This is a genomic window from Citrobacter sp. R-1.5.2 (assembly GCF_035064245.1).
Classification (GTDB): Bacteria; Pseudomonadota; Gammaproteobacteria; order Enterobacterales; family Enterobacteriaceae; genus Citrobacter.
This window is the reverse complement of the sequence record NZ_JASEYC010000013.1, coordinates 31,382-43,728: the sequence shown is the minus strand read 5'-3', so window position 1 is coordinate 43,728 and position 12,347 is coordinate 31,382. Positions and strand designations below refer to the sequence as shown.

20 protein-coding genes are annotated in these 12,347 nt (G+C 49.9%); 5 read left to right on the top strand and 15 right to left on the bottom strand.

What is annotated here, in order from left to right; translation table 11 throughout:
• The 6 genes from QMN38_RS19905 to QMN38_RS19880 form a co-directional block, all read right to left on the bottom strand.
• Positions 1 to 426: a phage tail tip fiber protein gene (locus QMN38_RS19905; protein WP_323605745.1), complete on the bottom strand. Its 426-nt coding sequence runs from the start codon at positions 424 to 426 to the stop codon at positions 1 to 3.
• Positions 419 to 616 (bottom strand): hypothetical protein, encoded by a 198-nt coding sequence (locus QMN38_RS19900; RefSeq protein ID WP_323605744.1) that lies wholly within the window; start codon positions 614 to 616, stop codon positions 419 to 421. The genes QMN38_RS19905 and QMN38_RS19900 overlap by 8 nt, the downstream gene beginning before the upstream one ends.
• A 266-nt stretch (positions 617 to 882) precedes the next feature.
• The gene (locus tag QMN38_RS19895) at positions 883 to 1,158 is read right to left on the bottom strand and encodes a hypothetical protein (RefSeq protein WP_280558469.1); all 276 of its coding nucleotides are present in this window, start codon (positions 1,156 to 1,158) and stop codon (positions 883 to 885) included.
• A gap of 7 nt (positions 1,159 to 1,165) precedes the next feature.
• Positions 1,166 to 1,780: a glycoside hydrolase family 19 protein gene (locus tag QMN38_RS19890; RefSeq protein WP_323605742.1), complete on the bottom strand. Its 615-nt coding sequence runs from the start codon at positions 1,778 to 1,780 to the stop codon at positions 1,166 to 1,168.
• Positions 1,780 to 2,061, bottom strand: coding sequence for a phage holin family protein (locus tag QMN38_RS19885; protein WP_323605741.1), 282 nt, complete (start codon positions 2,059 to 2,061; stop codon positions 1,780 to 1,782). The genes QMN38_RS19890 and QMN38_RS19885 overlap by 1 nt, the downstream gene beginning before the upstream one ends.
• Positions 2,048 to 2,434 carry a phage holin family protein gene (locus tag QMN38_RS19880; protein WP_181500231.1) on the bottom strand — a complete coding sequence of 129 codons (387 nt, stop codon included), beginning with the start codon at positions 2,432 to 2,434 and terminating at the stop codon, positions 2,048 to 2,050. The genes QMN38_RS19885 and QMN38_RS19880 overlap by 14 nt, the downstream gene beginning before the upstream one ends.
• Before the next feature lie 266 nt (positions 2,435 to 2,700).
• On the opposite strand from QMN38_RS19880, the gene QMN38_RS19875 reads away from it, so the two are divergent.
• Together QMN38_RS19875 and QMN38_RS19870 are read left to right on the top strand one after the other, a co-directional pair.
• Positions 2,701 to 3,570, top strand: coding sequence for an LAPAL motif-containing putative phage structural protein (locus QMN38_RS19875; RefSeq protein WP_061381724.1), 870 nt, complete (start codon positions 2,701 to 2,703; stop codon positions 3,568 to 3,570).
• A 262-nt stretch (positions 3,571 to 3,832) separates the two neighbouring features.
• The gene (locus tag QMN38_RS19870) at positions 3,833 to 4,255 is read left to right on the top strand and encodes a hypothetical protein (RefSeq protein WP_003826156.1); all 423 of its coding nucleotides are present in this window, start codon (positions 3,833 to 3,835) and stop codon (positions 4,253 to 4,255) included.
• A 22-nt stretch (positions 4,256 to 4,277) separates the two neighbouring features.
• Here the strand turns inward: QMN38_RS19870 and QMN38_RS19865 are convergent, their stop codons facing one another.
• The 9 genes from QMN38_RS19865 to QMN38_RS19825 form a co-directional block, all read right to left on the bottom strand.
• Positions 4,278 to 4,643: an antiterminator Q family protein gene (locus tag QMN38_RS19865; RefSeq protein ID WP_086539062.1), complete on the bottom strand. Its 366-nt coding sequence runs from the start codon at positions 4,641 to 4,643 to the stop codon at positions 4,278 to 4,280.
• A 17-nt stretch (positions 4,644 to 4,660) separates the two neighbouring features.
• A complete protein-coding gene (locus QMN38_RS19860; RefSeq protein ID WP_323605738.1) occupies positions 4,661 to 5,656 on the bottom strand; it encodes a DUF968 domain-containing protein in 996 nt (331 codons plus the stop codon).
• Positions 5,653 to 6,336 (bottom strand): phage antirepressor KilAC domain-containing protein, encoded by a 684-nt coding sequence (locus QMN38_RS19855; RefSeq protein WP_065944768.1) that lies wholly within the window; start codon positions 6,334 to 6,336, stop codon positions 5,653 to 5,655. Before QMN38_RS19855 ends, QMN38_RS19860 begins: the two co-directional genes overlap by 4 nt.
• Before the next feature lie 13 nt (positions 6,337 to 6,349).
• Positions 6,350 to 6,736: a RusA family crossover junction endodeoxyribonuclease gene (locus tag QMN38_RS19850; protein ID WP_000767088.1), complete on the bottom strand. Its 387-nt coding sequence runs from the start codon at positions 6,734 to 6,736 to the stop codon at positions 6,350 to 6,352.
• Positions 6,733 to 8,052, bottom strand: coding sequence for a phage N-6-adenine-methyltransferase (locus QMN38_RS19845; protein WP_323605736.1), 1,320 nt, complete (start codon positions 8,050 to 8,052; stop codon positions 6,733 to 6,735). The genes QMN38_RS19850 and QMN38_RS19845 overlap by 4 nt, the downstream gene beginning before the upstream one ends.
• Positions 8,049 to 8,906, bottom strand: a complete 858-nt coding sequence (locus QMN38_RS19840; RefSeq protein WP_100194709.1) for a conserved phage C-terminal domain-containing protein — start codon at positions 8,904 to 8,906, stop codon at positions 8,049 to 8,051. Before QMN38_RS19840 ends, QMN38_RS19845 begins: the two co-directional genes overlap by 4 nt.
• Entirely contained in the window at positions 8,896 to 9,075 is a 180-nt protein-coding gene (locus QMN38_RS19835; protein WP_003034732.1) for a DUF4222 domain-containing protein, read from the bottom strand. The genes QMN38_RS19840 and QMN38_RS19835 overlap by 11 nt, the downstream gene beginning before the upstream one ends.
• A 172-nt stretch (positions 9,076 to 9,247) precedes the next feature.
• Positions 9,248 to 9,799 (bottom strand): YmfL family putative regulatory protein, encoded by a 552-nt coding sequence (locus tag QMN38_RS19830; protein ID WP_053390030.1) that lies wholly within the window; start codon positions 9,797 to 9,799, stop codon positions 9,248 to 9,250.
• A 43-nt stretch (positions 9,800 to 9,842) separates the two neighbouring features.
• Positions 9,843 to 10,043 carry a helix-turn-helix domain-containing protein gene (locus QMN38_RS19825; protein ID WP_053390031.1) on the bottom strand — a complete coding sequence of 67 codons (201 nt, stop codon included), beginning with the start codon at positions 10,041 to 10,043 and terminating at the stop codon, positions 9,843 to 9,845.
• 88 nt (positions 10,044 to 10,131) lie between these two features.
• Here QMN38_RS19825 and QMN38_RS19820 point away from each other — a divergent pair, with 88 nt between their 5' ends.
• The 3 genes from QMN38_RS19820 (at position 10,132) to QMN38_RS19810 (ending at position 12,330) form a co-directional block, all read left to right on the top strand.
• Positions 10,132 to 10,806: a LexA family protein gene (locus QMN38_RS19820; RefSeq protein ID WP_053390032.1), complete on the top strand. Its 675-nt coding sequence runs from the start codon at positions 10,132 to 10,134 to the stop codon at positions 10,804 to 10,806.
• Positions 10,807 to 10,985: 179 nt separating this feature from the next.
• Complete coding sequence (locus QMN38_RS19815; RefSeq protein ID WP_044702971.1) at positions 10,986 to 11,351, top strand: ClpX C4-type zinc finger protein; 366 nt, start codon at positions 10,986 to 10,988, stop codon at positions 11,349 to 11,351.
• A gap of 607 nt (positions 11,352 to 11,958) precedes the next feature.
• Entirely contained in the window at positions 11,959 to 12,330 is a 372-nt protein-coding gene (locus tag QMN38_RS19810; RefSeq protein WP_044691226.1) for a hypothetical protein, read from the top strand.
• The last annotated feature ends 17 nt before the right edge of the window (positions 12,331 to 12,347 follow it).

Below are 12,347 nucleotides of genomic sequence, written 5' to 3'. Positions count from 1 at the left end.
TCAGCGGCCGCGCTGATGCCAGATTAGACCGCCGGGCTGACATTCTTTCTGAACGGCTTTGCGGACGGCCTCTTCAAAAGAGGAATTTGCCTTATCGTTTTCTTCAATACTGATATGCATTTTTACACTGTATTCCGCAGACACCATGCCATTATCAATAAAGGCATCTTTAATAAATACCTGCCCGTCCTTCACGGAAAATGGTGATGAATCGGCGAGCGCCTTTCCGAGTGACTCCGTCAGTCTGGTGCGCTTGATGAACTCTAGAGCATCGCGAATTTCGTCAGGAGTAAAATCCCCGCGGATAGCAACCCAGCGACCGTCCATAAATACCACCGCCGCTTTTTCACGTTCTGTATTGCCAAGCTGCTCATAATGTCGAGCCAAAGCTGTGTCGAGGGCATAAGCAATGATTTTTTCACCCATTATTCATTTCCTTTTGGCGTGAGCTGAATTGTTTGAACGTAGAAGGACTGCCGCTACGCAAGGTGTTTTGGGTTTCGTCAATAGCCCCTACAACAATGCGTGGTATTCCCCGTCTATTGGCAACGATGAAATTCCCATGGGTACGAATAAACACTCTCAACCCAGTTTTCGATTTTTTGCCTAATTGCATGATATTTCCCTTTTAGGCGTGAGCCTGTCGCACGGCAAATCCGCCGAAAGTTAACGGTTTGCCCAGGCTCACAGCTGAAAGACTTTCTTTGATGTGCGCGTGCGATGCGCATTAAAAAGCCCCGCTATTGCGAGGCTCTGGTTTCTTTCTGGCAGTTCGCCTGCCAAGCTTTGTTATGCGCCAGGATGTCTTTCTTCGTCTGGCGATCCATAACGCCGATATCGTTATCAGTCAGGTAGATTGGCTTTACCCAGTCACAGGCAGTATCAACGACTACCGGGGCGAGTCCAGTCGTTTCGCAGCTCACAATCAACGGCATCATCAGGCATATGGTTAACAGTCTGCTGTACATTGCTGGCCTCTTTCGTTACTTCCACCCGGCGTTCGGCTACCGCTTCTGTAGCTGCTGCTCGTTCTTCAGTGCGTTGCTTATCTGCTTTGGCTTCTGCCTGATTGGTACCGCGCGATTTACCAATACCAAATGCACCTGCAATTGCAGCAAGCACCGCAACTGCGAGGCCCAGAATCATTTCAAGTCCCATCGCGACCTCACACCAGTACGGATTTTGCTTTAGCGTAACGTTCACGGCGGTCGTTAATGCCGTTCTGACCACCGTTAATAATCTGCGTGACGCGTTCCACATCCCCCGAATAGAGGAGACAGCCGCGTAACGTGAAGTACCATGCCGCTGAACGTGCCGCGTGTCGCTCTTGCGTCAATAGTTCCGGAGTACTGACAAGGTCAAGCTTCAGCGCTGTACCGCATTTGGTGTAATTCTCACGACCAGTGATTTGAAGCAGGCCACGACCGCGATATTTCCAGCCGTCACCCTGGCTGTTATTCCCCATACGGTCACCGTAAACCAGATCGGCTATTTGTGGTTGGTGAGCGACCTGTTTACCATCGACACGCCCCAGCATTTCGCACTGGTACGGCGTCAGGCGCTTACCAAAGGTTTTCTTTAGCCCGTCTACCGAGTAGTTGAAGCTCTCGACCAGCGAGGTAAAACCAGCAGATTCATGCCCAACTTGCGCAATGAACATGGCCTGATCGTTAACTGCTGTGATTCCAAACTCTTTCATTGCCGCATCAATGTGCGGAAACCAGCGTGCAGAAAGCCCGGCGCTGATACCAGCCGCCTGCTGAAATTGTGATTGGTTCATTATTGCCTCAGATGATTAACCAGCCGCGCTACGTTGCCTCTGACGGCGACAAGCACAGACAAGAAAATAATGTTGGCCCCGATAGTGGCCCAAGATGAATAAGGGTAGATACCGCACAGATACGCCAGCGGTACGGCGCTATAAATGACCGTAAGCAACCAGGCTAAGCGAGATATCCACGGTCGATGTCGCGAATCGCCGCGACGGTAAAACATCAGGGTCAGCACTACCCCAGCGCAAAGCAGCGCATTAATTGTTGCCGATGGGTCATTTAGTACCACCTGAACCTCCCCGGCGCGTTATCAGCGCCACCAGCGAGCCGATATCCTGATTATTCAGGAACGTCAGGATTTTGACGGCTAAAGCAGAAACAATTACGGCACCGATAGCATCCAGCGGTTTATCGCTATATCCCGTAAGGGCTGACAATTTAGCCCCAACTAATCCAGCGCAGAGCATTCCGGCAATATATGACACTATGAAATATGCCAATCGGCGTGAAGTGCTCAAATCAGCAGCTGATGCTATGTAGAAAACAGAACCAGCAAATGCACCGAACACAACGCCATAATCCGTTCCGGTTAGCAGTCCGTAAATACTCGCCCCAGTTAAAGCGCCACCAGCTAAGCCTGTGCCGGTTATTGGTTCGGACATCGGTCCCCCTCAATTGCTGTGAATCCTCTCAGAAACGAGGGGAAAGGGTTCAGGCCGCAAGCTCATGCGGTCACGGTTAATCTGCAGTTTTTAGCCTGGACCTGAAATGAAAAAACCCCGCCGATTGGCGAGGTTCTGAAATATTTAAGTTCGCGTCTAAGTGACCACTCTTAACACGTTACATTACTTTTTGCGGACCGCAATAATGTTTTTTATTATTAAAACAGGTATTTTATGGAAAAAAATCAAACCATAGCGAGCAAATAGTGACCAATACTACTTCTTTTCAGATCTTCTATGATGCAGAAGACACTGAATTGGCACAGCATAAAATTGATGCAAAAACACTTAGCATTTCCATAGGTTCTATGGCTGATTTAATTTCAGCCGCCGATAAACGGCTTAACGACGGTCAACAAACTGTGAAGTTGATGGTGACAAACCCGGCTGAGGCTGGCTCTCTCGGCGTATCCTATACGATGATGGAACTTGTCCCACATGCAATCAATGTTGCGAAAGTGATCGGATTGACAGGGTTAGCCGGCGCAGCAATTGGTGCACCTGCATTATCGTTAATTCGACAGTTGGGAAGTAAGAAAGTCATTTCCATCACGAAACGAGCAGGTACAAACCAATCCGTTCTTGAGCTCGAAGGTGAAGAGATTGTTTGTCATGATTCTGTAGCAAAGCTAGTGACTGATCCAGAAATTAGGAATGCTTTAGTGAACGTTGTGCGCGCACCTTTAGACGGGAAAGAAGGCGCAGTGTTCAAAGTTCTGAATGAAGACGGTATCGAAGTCGTCCGCCTGGAAGGTGAAGAAACTGAGGAAATAAAACCACTTCCCAGGGGCACTTTGCTGGAAAAAGAAGAATCAGTGGAAGAAGTAAACGTAAGATTCGTCCAAATAAACTTTGAAGGAACAAAAGGTTGGAGGATTGAGTACCTCGGAGAGGAACATGCAGTTTCGTTTGAGGATCAACTTTTTATACATCAAGTCCAAAATGGGATCGTTAGTTTCACCAAAGAAGATTTGTTTGTCGTTGACCTCAAAACAACAAAAACTTTCACTGCACGTAATGCTTCAACCAAGTATGCTATAACCAAAGTTAAGCGAAAACGCCCTGCTGAGGCTTGATTAACGTGGCATTAAACTTGCAGATAGCGCAACTGATCTTCTGGATAGGAGTGATTATGATCATTCCTACCTTTAGTCGTTTCTGCTATTCGGCATCTGCTTTGCTATGGCGTCGATTGTTTCCTACCAGGACCTTTGAGTTCCGGTATCACGATGAAGATACTGGTACAACTAAAACACTCATAGTTAAGGTGCCAAGAAAAAACGGCAAAATGCTTACCAGCCTTATTGATGAGGCTATTTCGGAGAATTCAAAACCAAAATGAGTTCTCAAAGTAAAGGTTTAAGTACTGGAAAAGCGACACTTTCCACTGGTGGTTGGGGAGCAATACTCAGCGTTTTAGTTGGTGCAGTTCTTACAGACCCCAACAGCGTGTGGAGGACGGTTGCTTATGCCCTTGTGCCTGGTGTTGCTGCTGTCCTTACCTACGTGATGAATTGGTTCATTTCTAGGCATGGGTTTGAATCACCAGAAGATGCAGCTAAACGAGCGAAGTGTAAACGAGATTTAGCTGAGATCGAAAAACAGCTAAGCTCAGAGCATTTAACCCCTGAAATTGAAGCCAGGCTGATGCAGGCAAAGGCCAAGACAATTGAAATACTCGTTTCTATTGGCAGCGACTCTATCCTTGAAGCCTCATCACGTTCGAGCCAACTACCAGATACTGCCGGGCCTCAAGGCTAACCGGCAGTCTTGATTTTAACAATCAATCATCCATGTCAAGTCGAATATCAAGCATAGCCAAACATCCGTCTATAAATCCTTCTGCCATCTGTATCTCGATGCGTATCAATTTCTCATCTTTTTTACGCGCTTTCGCAATCTTCCTCTTAGATATTCCGTATAGGTAGTGGGCAACAAGAAGTGAATGCTCATATGGTTTTCGGTTTTTCAATCGCGCCAGGCACCCTTCGATGATCAGCGCATCATCGTCAGTACAAGACGGTCGGGAGCTACCTATTTGCGGCAACAGCCCTTTAAATCCTGCAGCTATAGGAGAATAGTCCACGCCAGAACTATCACTGGCAGCCCACCCGCCCCATCTTTCGAGTAACATTTGAATATCACGCATCACTTTTCTCCATACACTTAAGCTTTCGCAATTACGCCGATCGCCAGCGCCCGATCCATAAAACGCAGTAGCAGCTCAAGCTGCGTACCATGCTTCTGCTCGAATGCTGGTACATCGGCGTGTAACTCGTCGTGGCACTCTCTGCACAGAGGGATCACGAAGAGGTCATGGGCTTTTGTTGCTGTACCACCCATACCGTGCCCTACGATATGGTGCGGATCATCTGCTGGCCGTCGGCAACACTCACAGGGTTGTGTTTTTACCCAGCGGGTGTAAGTCTCATTTATCCAGCGGCGTCGCTTTGGCCTGAGCATGAAAGATTCCGGAGACTCCGGATCAACAGAGAGCGTGAGGATCTTCTTCGCCTTCTCCTGCACGAGGCTGGCTGCAGAAGCGGAAGGCACAATGTCGCTTTCCCTCATGACCGAGCGGATCTTCTCATCCGGAAGGCGTAGCCCCTTGTGCGCAACGCTTTCCGGAATAACATCAGCCAGGTCGTTTCTGACCATCCACCAGCACAGTTCCGGAAGCGTCAGGATATGCGACTCGGGAAAACCAGAATCACGCCGAATGACTTCCAGAATCCAGGATACCAGGTTTCCTGCCGCTATACCTGCAAGCTGTTCGGTATGCTGCCCCGACAAAGTGTGATCGCAATGCCAGCACAGGCGAATACTTCCTGGTGGGTGCCGCATTGTTGTGAAGTTCTTGTCGTGCCACGTTGAATGTGGCCACTGGCATTCAAACCGATTACTCAACCATTGCTCAAGGGAAGAAATCCCACCGGCACGCTGAATAACCCTCTCATTCTCGAAGACCTGACGCATTACCGGATCATCAGCCAGCGGCTGAATGGCTGCCGGAACAGCCCCGGTACTGAATGACGCCATTTCTTCTGGTTCAGGCTCGAGCAGAACGCGACCACGCATGAAGAGGTGCATCAGTTCCGCACCGGGACGGAACAGCACAATCCCCATACGATGGGCGATCTCGGGGGTAAGCAGAGCTCTCACGCGACCTGCCCCCTGGCAATGTGTTCTGCCCACAGCCCACCAATCCAGCGCACGCCTTTCGCCGTGAAACGTGCCTGGCTGAATGCATGATTTGAGGTTACGGATGTGCCGGTTTTCACTTCAAAACGGCCCGCATCAATATGCTGATGCCGTGGGGTCATCGTTCCGCCAAGGCGATACATGATGTCGTTCTCAAGGAGGAATAACCGCAGATCGGGCTCTTTGGCCTTAAGCAGTTTTGCCACCTGGCGGAATGACATTGACCCACTGGCTGTACAGTACCGATCAACAAACTCTACCTTCGGCGCCGCGGCAGCAAGTTCGTTAGTCAACTGCTGTTTTTGTTCTGCAAGATCAGCTGCAAGACGTAGGGCTTCAGAGAATGATTGAGGAATCGTCTGCTGCTGTGCCTGCTCAAGCTCCTGCCAGCGATCAACCAGACGCGCGGTAAACTCCGGCGACAGCTGCGCGACAACGATATAACTGTCCCGCTTCCCTATCAGATAAACCGATACCGACTGATTGAGGTGATTTTTAACTTCCCCCATTGGGGGGAGTTCAATAACACCGCGCTCTGCCAGGCGTTCAATGGACCGTTTAACATGGTCATGTCGTGATTCCACCAGCTCAGCAATATCGCTGCTGGACATGGTTAATGCTGTTGTTGCTAACTGGCTCATACTTTTCTCCATATCAGGCGGCTGCACCCGCCGGTTCATATCTGCTGATCGTTATCTCTACCCGACCTTTCGGCACAACGGGTCCCCATTCCACCAGCATGCGCTTAATCTGGCTGTCGTCTTCCCAGACACCCGCATGCGTCAGCGCGTCAAACAGGGCTTTGTTGTAATTATCGATATCCCGGCGGCGCGCATCCGGCGGGTACAGAGTGATTTCTACCGCTGCCAGTTCAGTCGATGGCTTCGGGAGACGTCGTAATTGCTCAATGATCGCCACGCAGGCAGCGCTCTGGTATTTACGGCCATCAGCGCTAATGAGGTGACGACCGGCCAGCGGCCCCTTGTTAGGGGCCCGCCAGTAAGTGTTCACGCTCGGAGGAAAAGGCAGGATCAGTTTCACGCGGCCTCTCCCCTCATACTGCGAACAAGTTCAGAAGCTGCAGTAATGATTTCGCTGGTGGCCGTCCGCTCCAGCCAGAGTTGATTGATATTGGCTTTCAGTTTGTTCTGCTGTGATTCATTCAGCATGTCAGCGCCATCAACCTGGTCGAATACAATTCCAACCTCCAACGGCCAGATACGGGACTCGGGAAGCGGATCCGCCACTAGTTTAGCTTTCTCACGGATGTGCATGCGGATGTGGCGAATATTGGACCAACTGGAAACATCCAGGCTTCCCATAGCTGCAATGAAATCAGCACTGTTCATGCCATATTCACCGGATGCTTCAAGGGCAACAGTGCGAATACGTTCCGACATATCCAGGCGCGCAGCAGCGTCATCGAATTGAATCGACAACAGCCACTCATCCACACCGAACAAAATACTCTCACGAATAAGCAGCTTCGCTTTGTCGATCGTTAATGGTGATACCTGAGTGAATTCCGGTGCTTCGACAGAATCCGCCGCCCAGGTATGCCCAAACTTCGATTCACTGAATGTGTATTCTTCTTTATCGCCGAACGCAGCTCTAACACATGCCCACGCCTCGACACCGCTGATATCAAAAATATCTTTCTGGGTAAGTGGCAACTCTGCTTCTGGCTTGTCAGCTACAGATGGTGTGGCAGTTGCAGGTTGAGACTTGCTGGCAGCAAATTGCGCCAAAGTCATAAACGCACGACCTTTTGCCTCCAGTTCTGTGCGGTTGATATAGCTGAACCGCTCACCACGCCATGACTTATCGAAGACAGCTATAGCACCGGCAAAAAACGCGCTGGTGGGTTTCTGTTTTTCGTCAGCAGGTACAAACCACACAGGCAGATCGAACCCAATGCGCCCGCGAATGAATACAATGTGATCGGCATCTTCCGGCCACCACGTTTCACTCGGCGCGGCTTTTATCAGGAATACATAGCGACCGCCCTTCTCGCGCTGGGCTGCTGCGTATTTCATGATGTGCGTCATACCAGTGATCGCCTGTTTCTCGTGATACTGCGAACGGCTATACGGTGGGTTGCCATAGCCAGCGCCACCCAGTTCTGCCAGACGTTCAGACCAGTCCTGCGTCAGCGCGTTATCTTCTGCGGTGTACCATGCCGGGCACTTCGCGTTGTCGTCGTCAGCAAACAAGTCCAGAACTAATGGACCAAATAGCGCGTTGATCCCCCAAAAAAGCAGATCCGGCGTCCGCCACTGATCGCCAACTTCTTTCAGTTCGTGGGCTGGTTTGCTACGTAGTGCCGCCAGCGCCTGGCAATATTTGTTTAACGTCATCCTCTGAACCCCTCTGGAATCGTTGTTTCAACCGGACCAAAAGCCATCACATCGCGCTTTTTCGCGCCCCAGTCAGCGCGTTTAGGCCGTCCCTTCTGCTCCCAGCGGGTAGCGCTTTGCAGATAGCTCTCGAATTTCTTCGGGCCGAACAGCGTTTCCGGGCGCATGTACTGGTACTGCTCGTCGTTCTCGTGCCAGTGCTCATGCTTCAGGTCGATAACCAGTTGCAGGTCTGCAACGCTGTATCCCTCACGCAGTCGGGCACGGATGTTCTCCAGGGATGTTTTTGATTTCTGATACCGGGATCCGCTGATCTGGTTCAAATGGGTCAGAACCAAAATTGCCTGATCAGTAATCACGACTTCAGGGTCTGGTTGCGCCGCAACCGGACAAGAGGGTTTTGAAGTTACTTGTGGATCTTGTTTTGATTTTACTGACGGATCCCCGCCAGATTCTGACGGGTCAAAACCGCCGTTTTTGCCAGATTTCGACGGGTCAGTTTTTGAGGCGTCAAATTTTGATGCGTCAGATTTTGACGTGTCAGAATCTGACAGTTGAGAAAATGCGGCAGCCTGAAGTTTCGCCACATTCAGGCGGTACACGTTCGACGCATTACGGTTACCATTACGGCGCTGTGTACGCGTGAGCCAGCCATCTTTTTCAAGCTTTGCGATTGCCGTTCTGATCGTGCTCGGCCCTGCGCCAAGCTGGCGAGCAATAGTTTCAATGGACGGCCAGCACACGCCCTCATCGCTGCTGAAATCAGCGAGGCGTGCCATGATCGCGACACTAGACAATTTCATGCCCGACGCCGCGCAACCATCCCATACGTAGCCGGTTAATTTAGTGCTCATGATCGTCCGTTATCTCCCTGAACTTTTGCCTGAAATGCTCAAGTGGGCTAAAGCATTCGTGCGGGTAGCCATCACGCAGATAGATAACGCGCTGTGTTTCTGGCTCCCAGCGGATAACACGGACTGGCACTCCGCGGTGATCTTTGAACCTTCGGTTAAGTTCGCGCACAGGCGTTTCGCCCTCCGGTTGTAGACCCCCACAATTGAAACCGCCCTACTGTGGTTACACGGAACCCGGCGGTTTGATAATCTGCGTTCATACCGAAATAACGGAGTACCCGAAACTGGGATCATCCTGAGTTGCGGTAGACGGTTAAAAGCCGTTAAACTGCTCATGCGGATTATTTCTCCATACTCGAAGAGTTGTTCGCCAAGGCGCCCGGAGCTGCACACTCGCGGGCGTCACTCTTTTCTGGAAGGCAATAGACTCGTGAAATCAGGTTCAGAAACGTCATAAGCGTTACCCGGAACTGGTAGGCGATTTCGTTCAGACTGTCCCACTCCCCTTTATCAACCACACCATCATCGATGTATCGACGATATGCGTTAACCAGGTCACCAAGCCTTCCCACCAGCTCAGCCAGCTTTAAGCCAATCTCTTCGTTCTCTGTTTCTGGTGCCGCGCCCGGGATATGGATCCCGTTATCTGTTTGACGAGAAAACGCGTCAGCTATGTAGCTAACACCGGCTGCTTTCTGTAAAACCATCGCCCACCCCATAGGGAAGATCTGATCACCATCTACGCGGAGGCGGTTAAACAGTGCGTTCTCTGTTACCCCCAACCATTCCGCCGCTTCGGCGTAGCCACCAGGCAGATCGGTAATCGTCTTTTTAATCGCTACCACCAGCCAGATTGGCTGACGTTCAACTTTCCAAATAGGTTCGTTACCCACGGTTAACCCCTTAATTCTGTGGTTATAAAAATCAACTCGTCTGCTACTGTTTAGGGTAAATGTCAGGACGAAGATCAGATTTGCTGATAATCCCAGCAGTTGTTTCCTCCAGTTTTTTAGCCAAGGAAAAACCTGCCTTTTTGTAGCCATTGAAAACTAAACGCAGGTAGCCAGGCGTGGAACCTACGCTTCCAGCTAATTCGCCTTGCTGCTCTTTAGTTAAAGAGTCCCAATACTCTTTCATAATATGTACCTCCTATGTACATATTACACGAAAGAAATGAACCCACAAGGTACTTGTACCATAGAGGTACACATTGTTTAATTTACTGATGAAAACTATCCAGGAAATCAGGCGATTAAACGCCCGAAAATTGAGAGATGGTGTTGGGGGTAATAGCTACTTCGCTAACATGATCGATCGTGAACCTACACAAACCAGCCGGTTTATGGGTGAAGGTGCCACCAAAGGTATTGGTGACGCTATGGCAAGGCATATCGAAAAATGTTTTGACTTGCCTCAAGGTTGGCTAGATACCGAACATCAAACTACCAACATTGCTAAATCACCCGACGTTTCAGACGTTAATAGATCAATTACGATGGTCCCGGTTATATCCTGGGTGCAAGCCGGAGCATGGACGGATGCTGGTTATGCAGAGGTAGATTTGAGTAGTGTAGAAACATATCCTTGTCCCGTTCCGTGCGGGCCAATGACTTATATCTTACGCGTCATTGGTGATTCAATGATCGATGAGTATCGTCCTGGCGATATGATTTTTGTAGATCCAGAGGTTGCAGCTTCTCATGGCGATGATGTTATTGCTTTAATGCATGATTCTGGCGAAACGACGTTTAAACGATTAATAGAAGATAGTGGCGAAAAGTTTCTTAAAGCTTTAAACGCCAACTGGCCAGAGCCATATATTAGGATCAATGGTAATTGCTCGATTATTGGCACCGTTGTTTTCTCAGGAAAACCACGACGGCACAGGCATAAGCCTTAACCCATCATCACAAACCTGCTTCGGCAGGTTTTTTTATCCTTGACAATGTACCCTCAAGGTACATAATGTACCTATACGAAACAGCGAACAGGCAGGACGCCCACGAAGTAGCCGCCGGTGGCATATGAATAACCGGATGATTCGCTGACAGAAAACTAAGGTTAGGGGCAGAGGTTTACATGAATCATTTATTCACATGCTCATTTTGTGGAGCAACCGAACTGGTAGCGATGAAGATCGTCGCAAAAGGTGGTAAGGACGAACCTGCTATCTGTTCGGAATGCGTAGTCACATGTGTAGAAAAAATGATCCTGACTAAAAAATCAGAGGCTGAAAAACCAACCCCTGATAACGAAATAATATCAGTCGATAAAAAACTATTTAAAGAGCTTCTTCAGCTTGTCCTCAACCTTCCTGATTTCGGAAGTAAGCTGGCTGCTGTTGACATTGATAGTGGCTCCACATCGACAAGTGAAACTTTTGTTCGACTTGAGCCAAGCGATTTTCTTCTTCGTCTTAGCGCCGCACTTAGGGCATGCGGGTAACGTAATTTCCTGGTTATCAAAAGCGCCCATAAACATCCCTCTTGGTTGTGTGAGAACACCAAGATACCACCGCGCCTGATGTGGTTAAAAGCAGGCCAAAGCAATAACAAGTAACTCCCTGTTCTGGCGGCCCGGTGTTTTCCCATTTGTCCGGTAACCGCCAGCCTTTTTCAGGGAATATCAGCCGGTCATGGTAAGCATCTCGCAGGATTCTTACCGGGACTGGAAGAGTTACCACTTGGAGACGGTCCTTATAAATGTCCTGGACAGTGGCGGTACCAGCACCGACAACAGCGGCAGACGTTCAACTGTATAAACGGAGAGATGCCAGCTCCCTCGACGGCAGTGACGGCGTGAAGTAGAACGCTGACGGCAGGGAAAGACCAGCACAGGCCAGACGATATCTGAGCGCCTTTAAAAACAGATGGGAGTCGGTGGAAGCCCGACACACAACAGAAAAGGGCATCACCGGGCGACGGGCTCATAACCCAATCCACCCGGGCAAAAAGAAAGCGGTCTCTGCAAGCCGCCGACCAATGCAGGTGCCCTTCTCTGTTGTGTATGGAGAAAGTTCGGCGGTGGCAGCCGCCTTAACGAGGGTAAAACCATGAGTAATGACCGCATGACCGTAGTGCCAGATTTTCTTGGCGAACTGGATGCCGGCGTGTTCATGAACAAAATCGCGGCAGCACTTAATACCACCGCGCTTGGCGTTCTGAACAACGGCAACAAAGGCAAAGTAGTCCTCACATTTGATTTTGAGCGCATGGGTAATTCCGTTGAAGAGAAGCGCGTCAAGATCAAGCACAAGCTGAACTACAGCACCCCGACACCGCGTGGTAAAGCCTCCGAAGAGGACACAACCGAAACCCCTATGTGGGTTAACAAAGGCGGGAAGCTCACCATCCTACAGGAAGACCAGGGCAACTTGTTTACCCTCGGCGGGGATCCGGACGGAAAGTTACGCGCGGCGAAATAAGCCGCGCTTGATAGCTC

What these genes read in the sequence shown, in the direction of transcription:
- QMN38_RS19900 (WP_323605744.1), bottom strand. Translation starts at nt 616, where the DNA reads ATGCAATTAGGCAAAAAATCGAAAACTGGGTTGAGAGTGTTTATTCGT.
- QMN38_RS19905 (WP_323605745.1), bottom strand. Translation starts at nt 426, where the DNA reads ATGGGTGAAAAAATCATTGCTTATGCCCTCGACACAGCTTTGGCTCGA.
- QMN38_RS19865 (WP_086539062.1), bottom strand. Translation starts at nt 4,643, where the DNA reads ATGCGTGATATTCAAATGTTACTCGAAAGATGGGGCGGGTGGGCTGCC.
- QMN38_RS19820 (WP_053390032.1), top strand. Translation starts at nt 10,132, where the DNA reads ATGAAAACTATCCAGGAAATCAGGCGATTAAACGCCCGAAAATTGAGA.
- QMN38_RS19825 (WP_053390031.1), bottom strand. Translation starts at nt 10,043, where the DNA reads ATGAAAGAGTATTGGGACTCTTTAACTAAAGAGCAGCAAGGCGAATTA.
- QMN38_RS19895 (WP_280558469.1), bottom strand. Translation starts at nt 1,158, where the DNA reads ATGGGACTTGAAATGATTCTGGGCCTCGCAGTTGCGGTGCTTGCTGCA.
- QMN38_RS19855 (WP_065944768.1), bottom strand. Translation starts at nt 6,336, where the DNA reads ATGAGCCAGTTAGCAACAACAGCATTAACCATGTCCAGCAGCGATATT.
- QMN38_RS19815 (WP_044702971.1), top strand. Translation starts at nt 10,986, where the DNA reads ATGAATCATTTATTCACATGCTCATTTTGTGGAGCAACCGAACTGGTA.
- QMN38_RS19890 (WP_323605742.1), bottom strand. Translation starts at nt 1,780, where the DNA reads ATGAACCAATCACAATTTCAGCAGGCGGCTGGTATCAGCGCCGGGCTT.
- QMN38_RS19810 (WP_044691226.1), top strand. Translation starts at nt 11,959, where the DNA reads ATGAGTAATGACCGCATGACCGTAGTGCCAGATTTTCTTGGCGAACTG.
- QMN38_RS19845 (WP_323605736.1), bottom strand. Translation starts at nt 8,052, where the DNA reads ATGACGTTAAACAAATATTGCCAGGCGCTGGCGGCACTACGTAGCAAA.
- QMN38_RS19840 (WP_100194709.1), bottom strand. Translation starts at nt 8,906, where the DNA reads ATGAGCACTAAATTAACCGGCTACGTATGGGATGGTTGCGCGGCGTCG.
- QMN38_RS19870 (WP_003826156.1), top strand. Translation starts at nt 3,833, where the DNA reads ATGAGTTCTCAAAGTAAAGGTTTAAGTACTGGAAAAGCGACACTTTCC.
- QMN38_RS19880 (WP_181500231.1), bottom strand. Translation starts at nt 2,434, where the DNA reads ATGTCCGAACCAATAACCGGCACAGGCTTAGCTGGTGGCGCTTTAACT.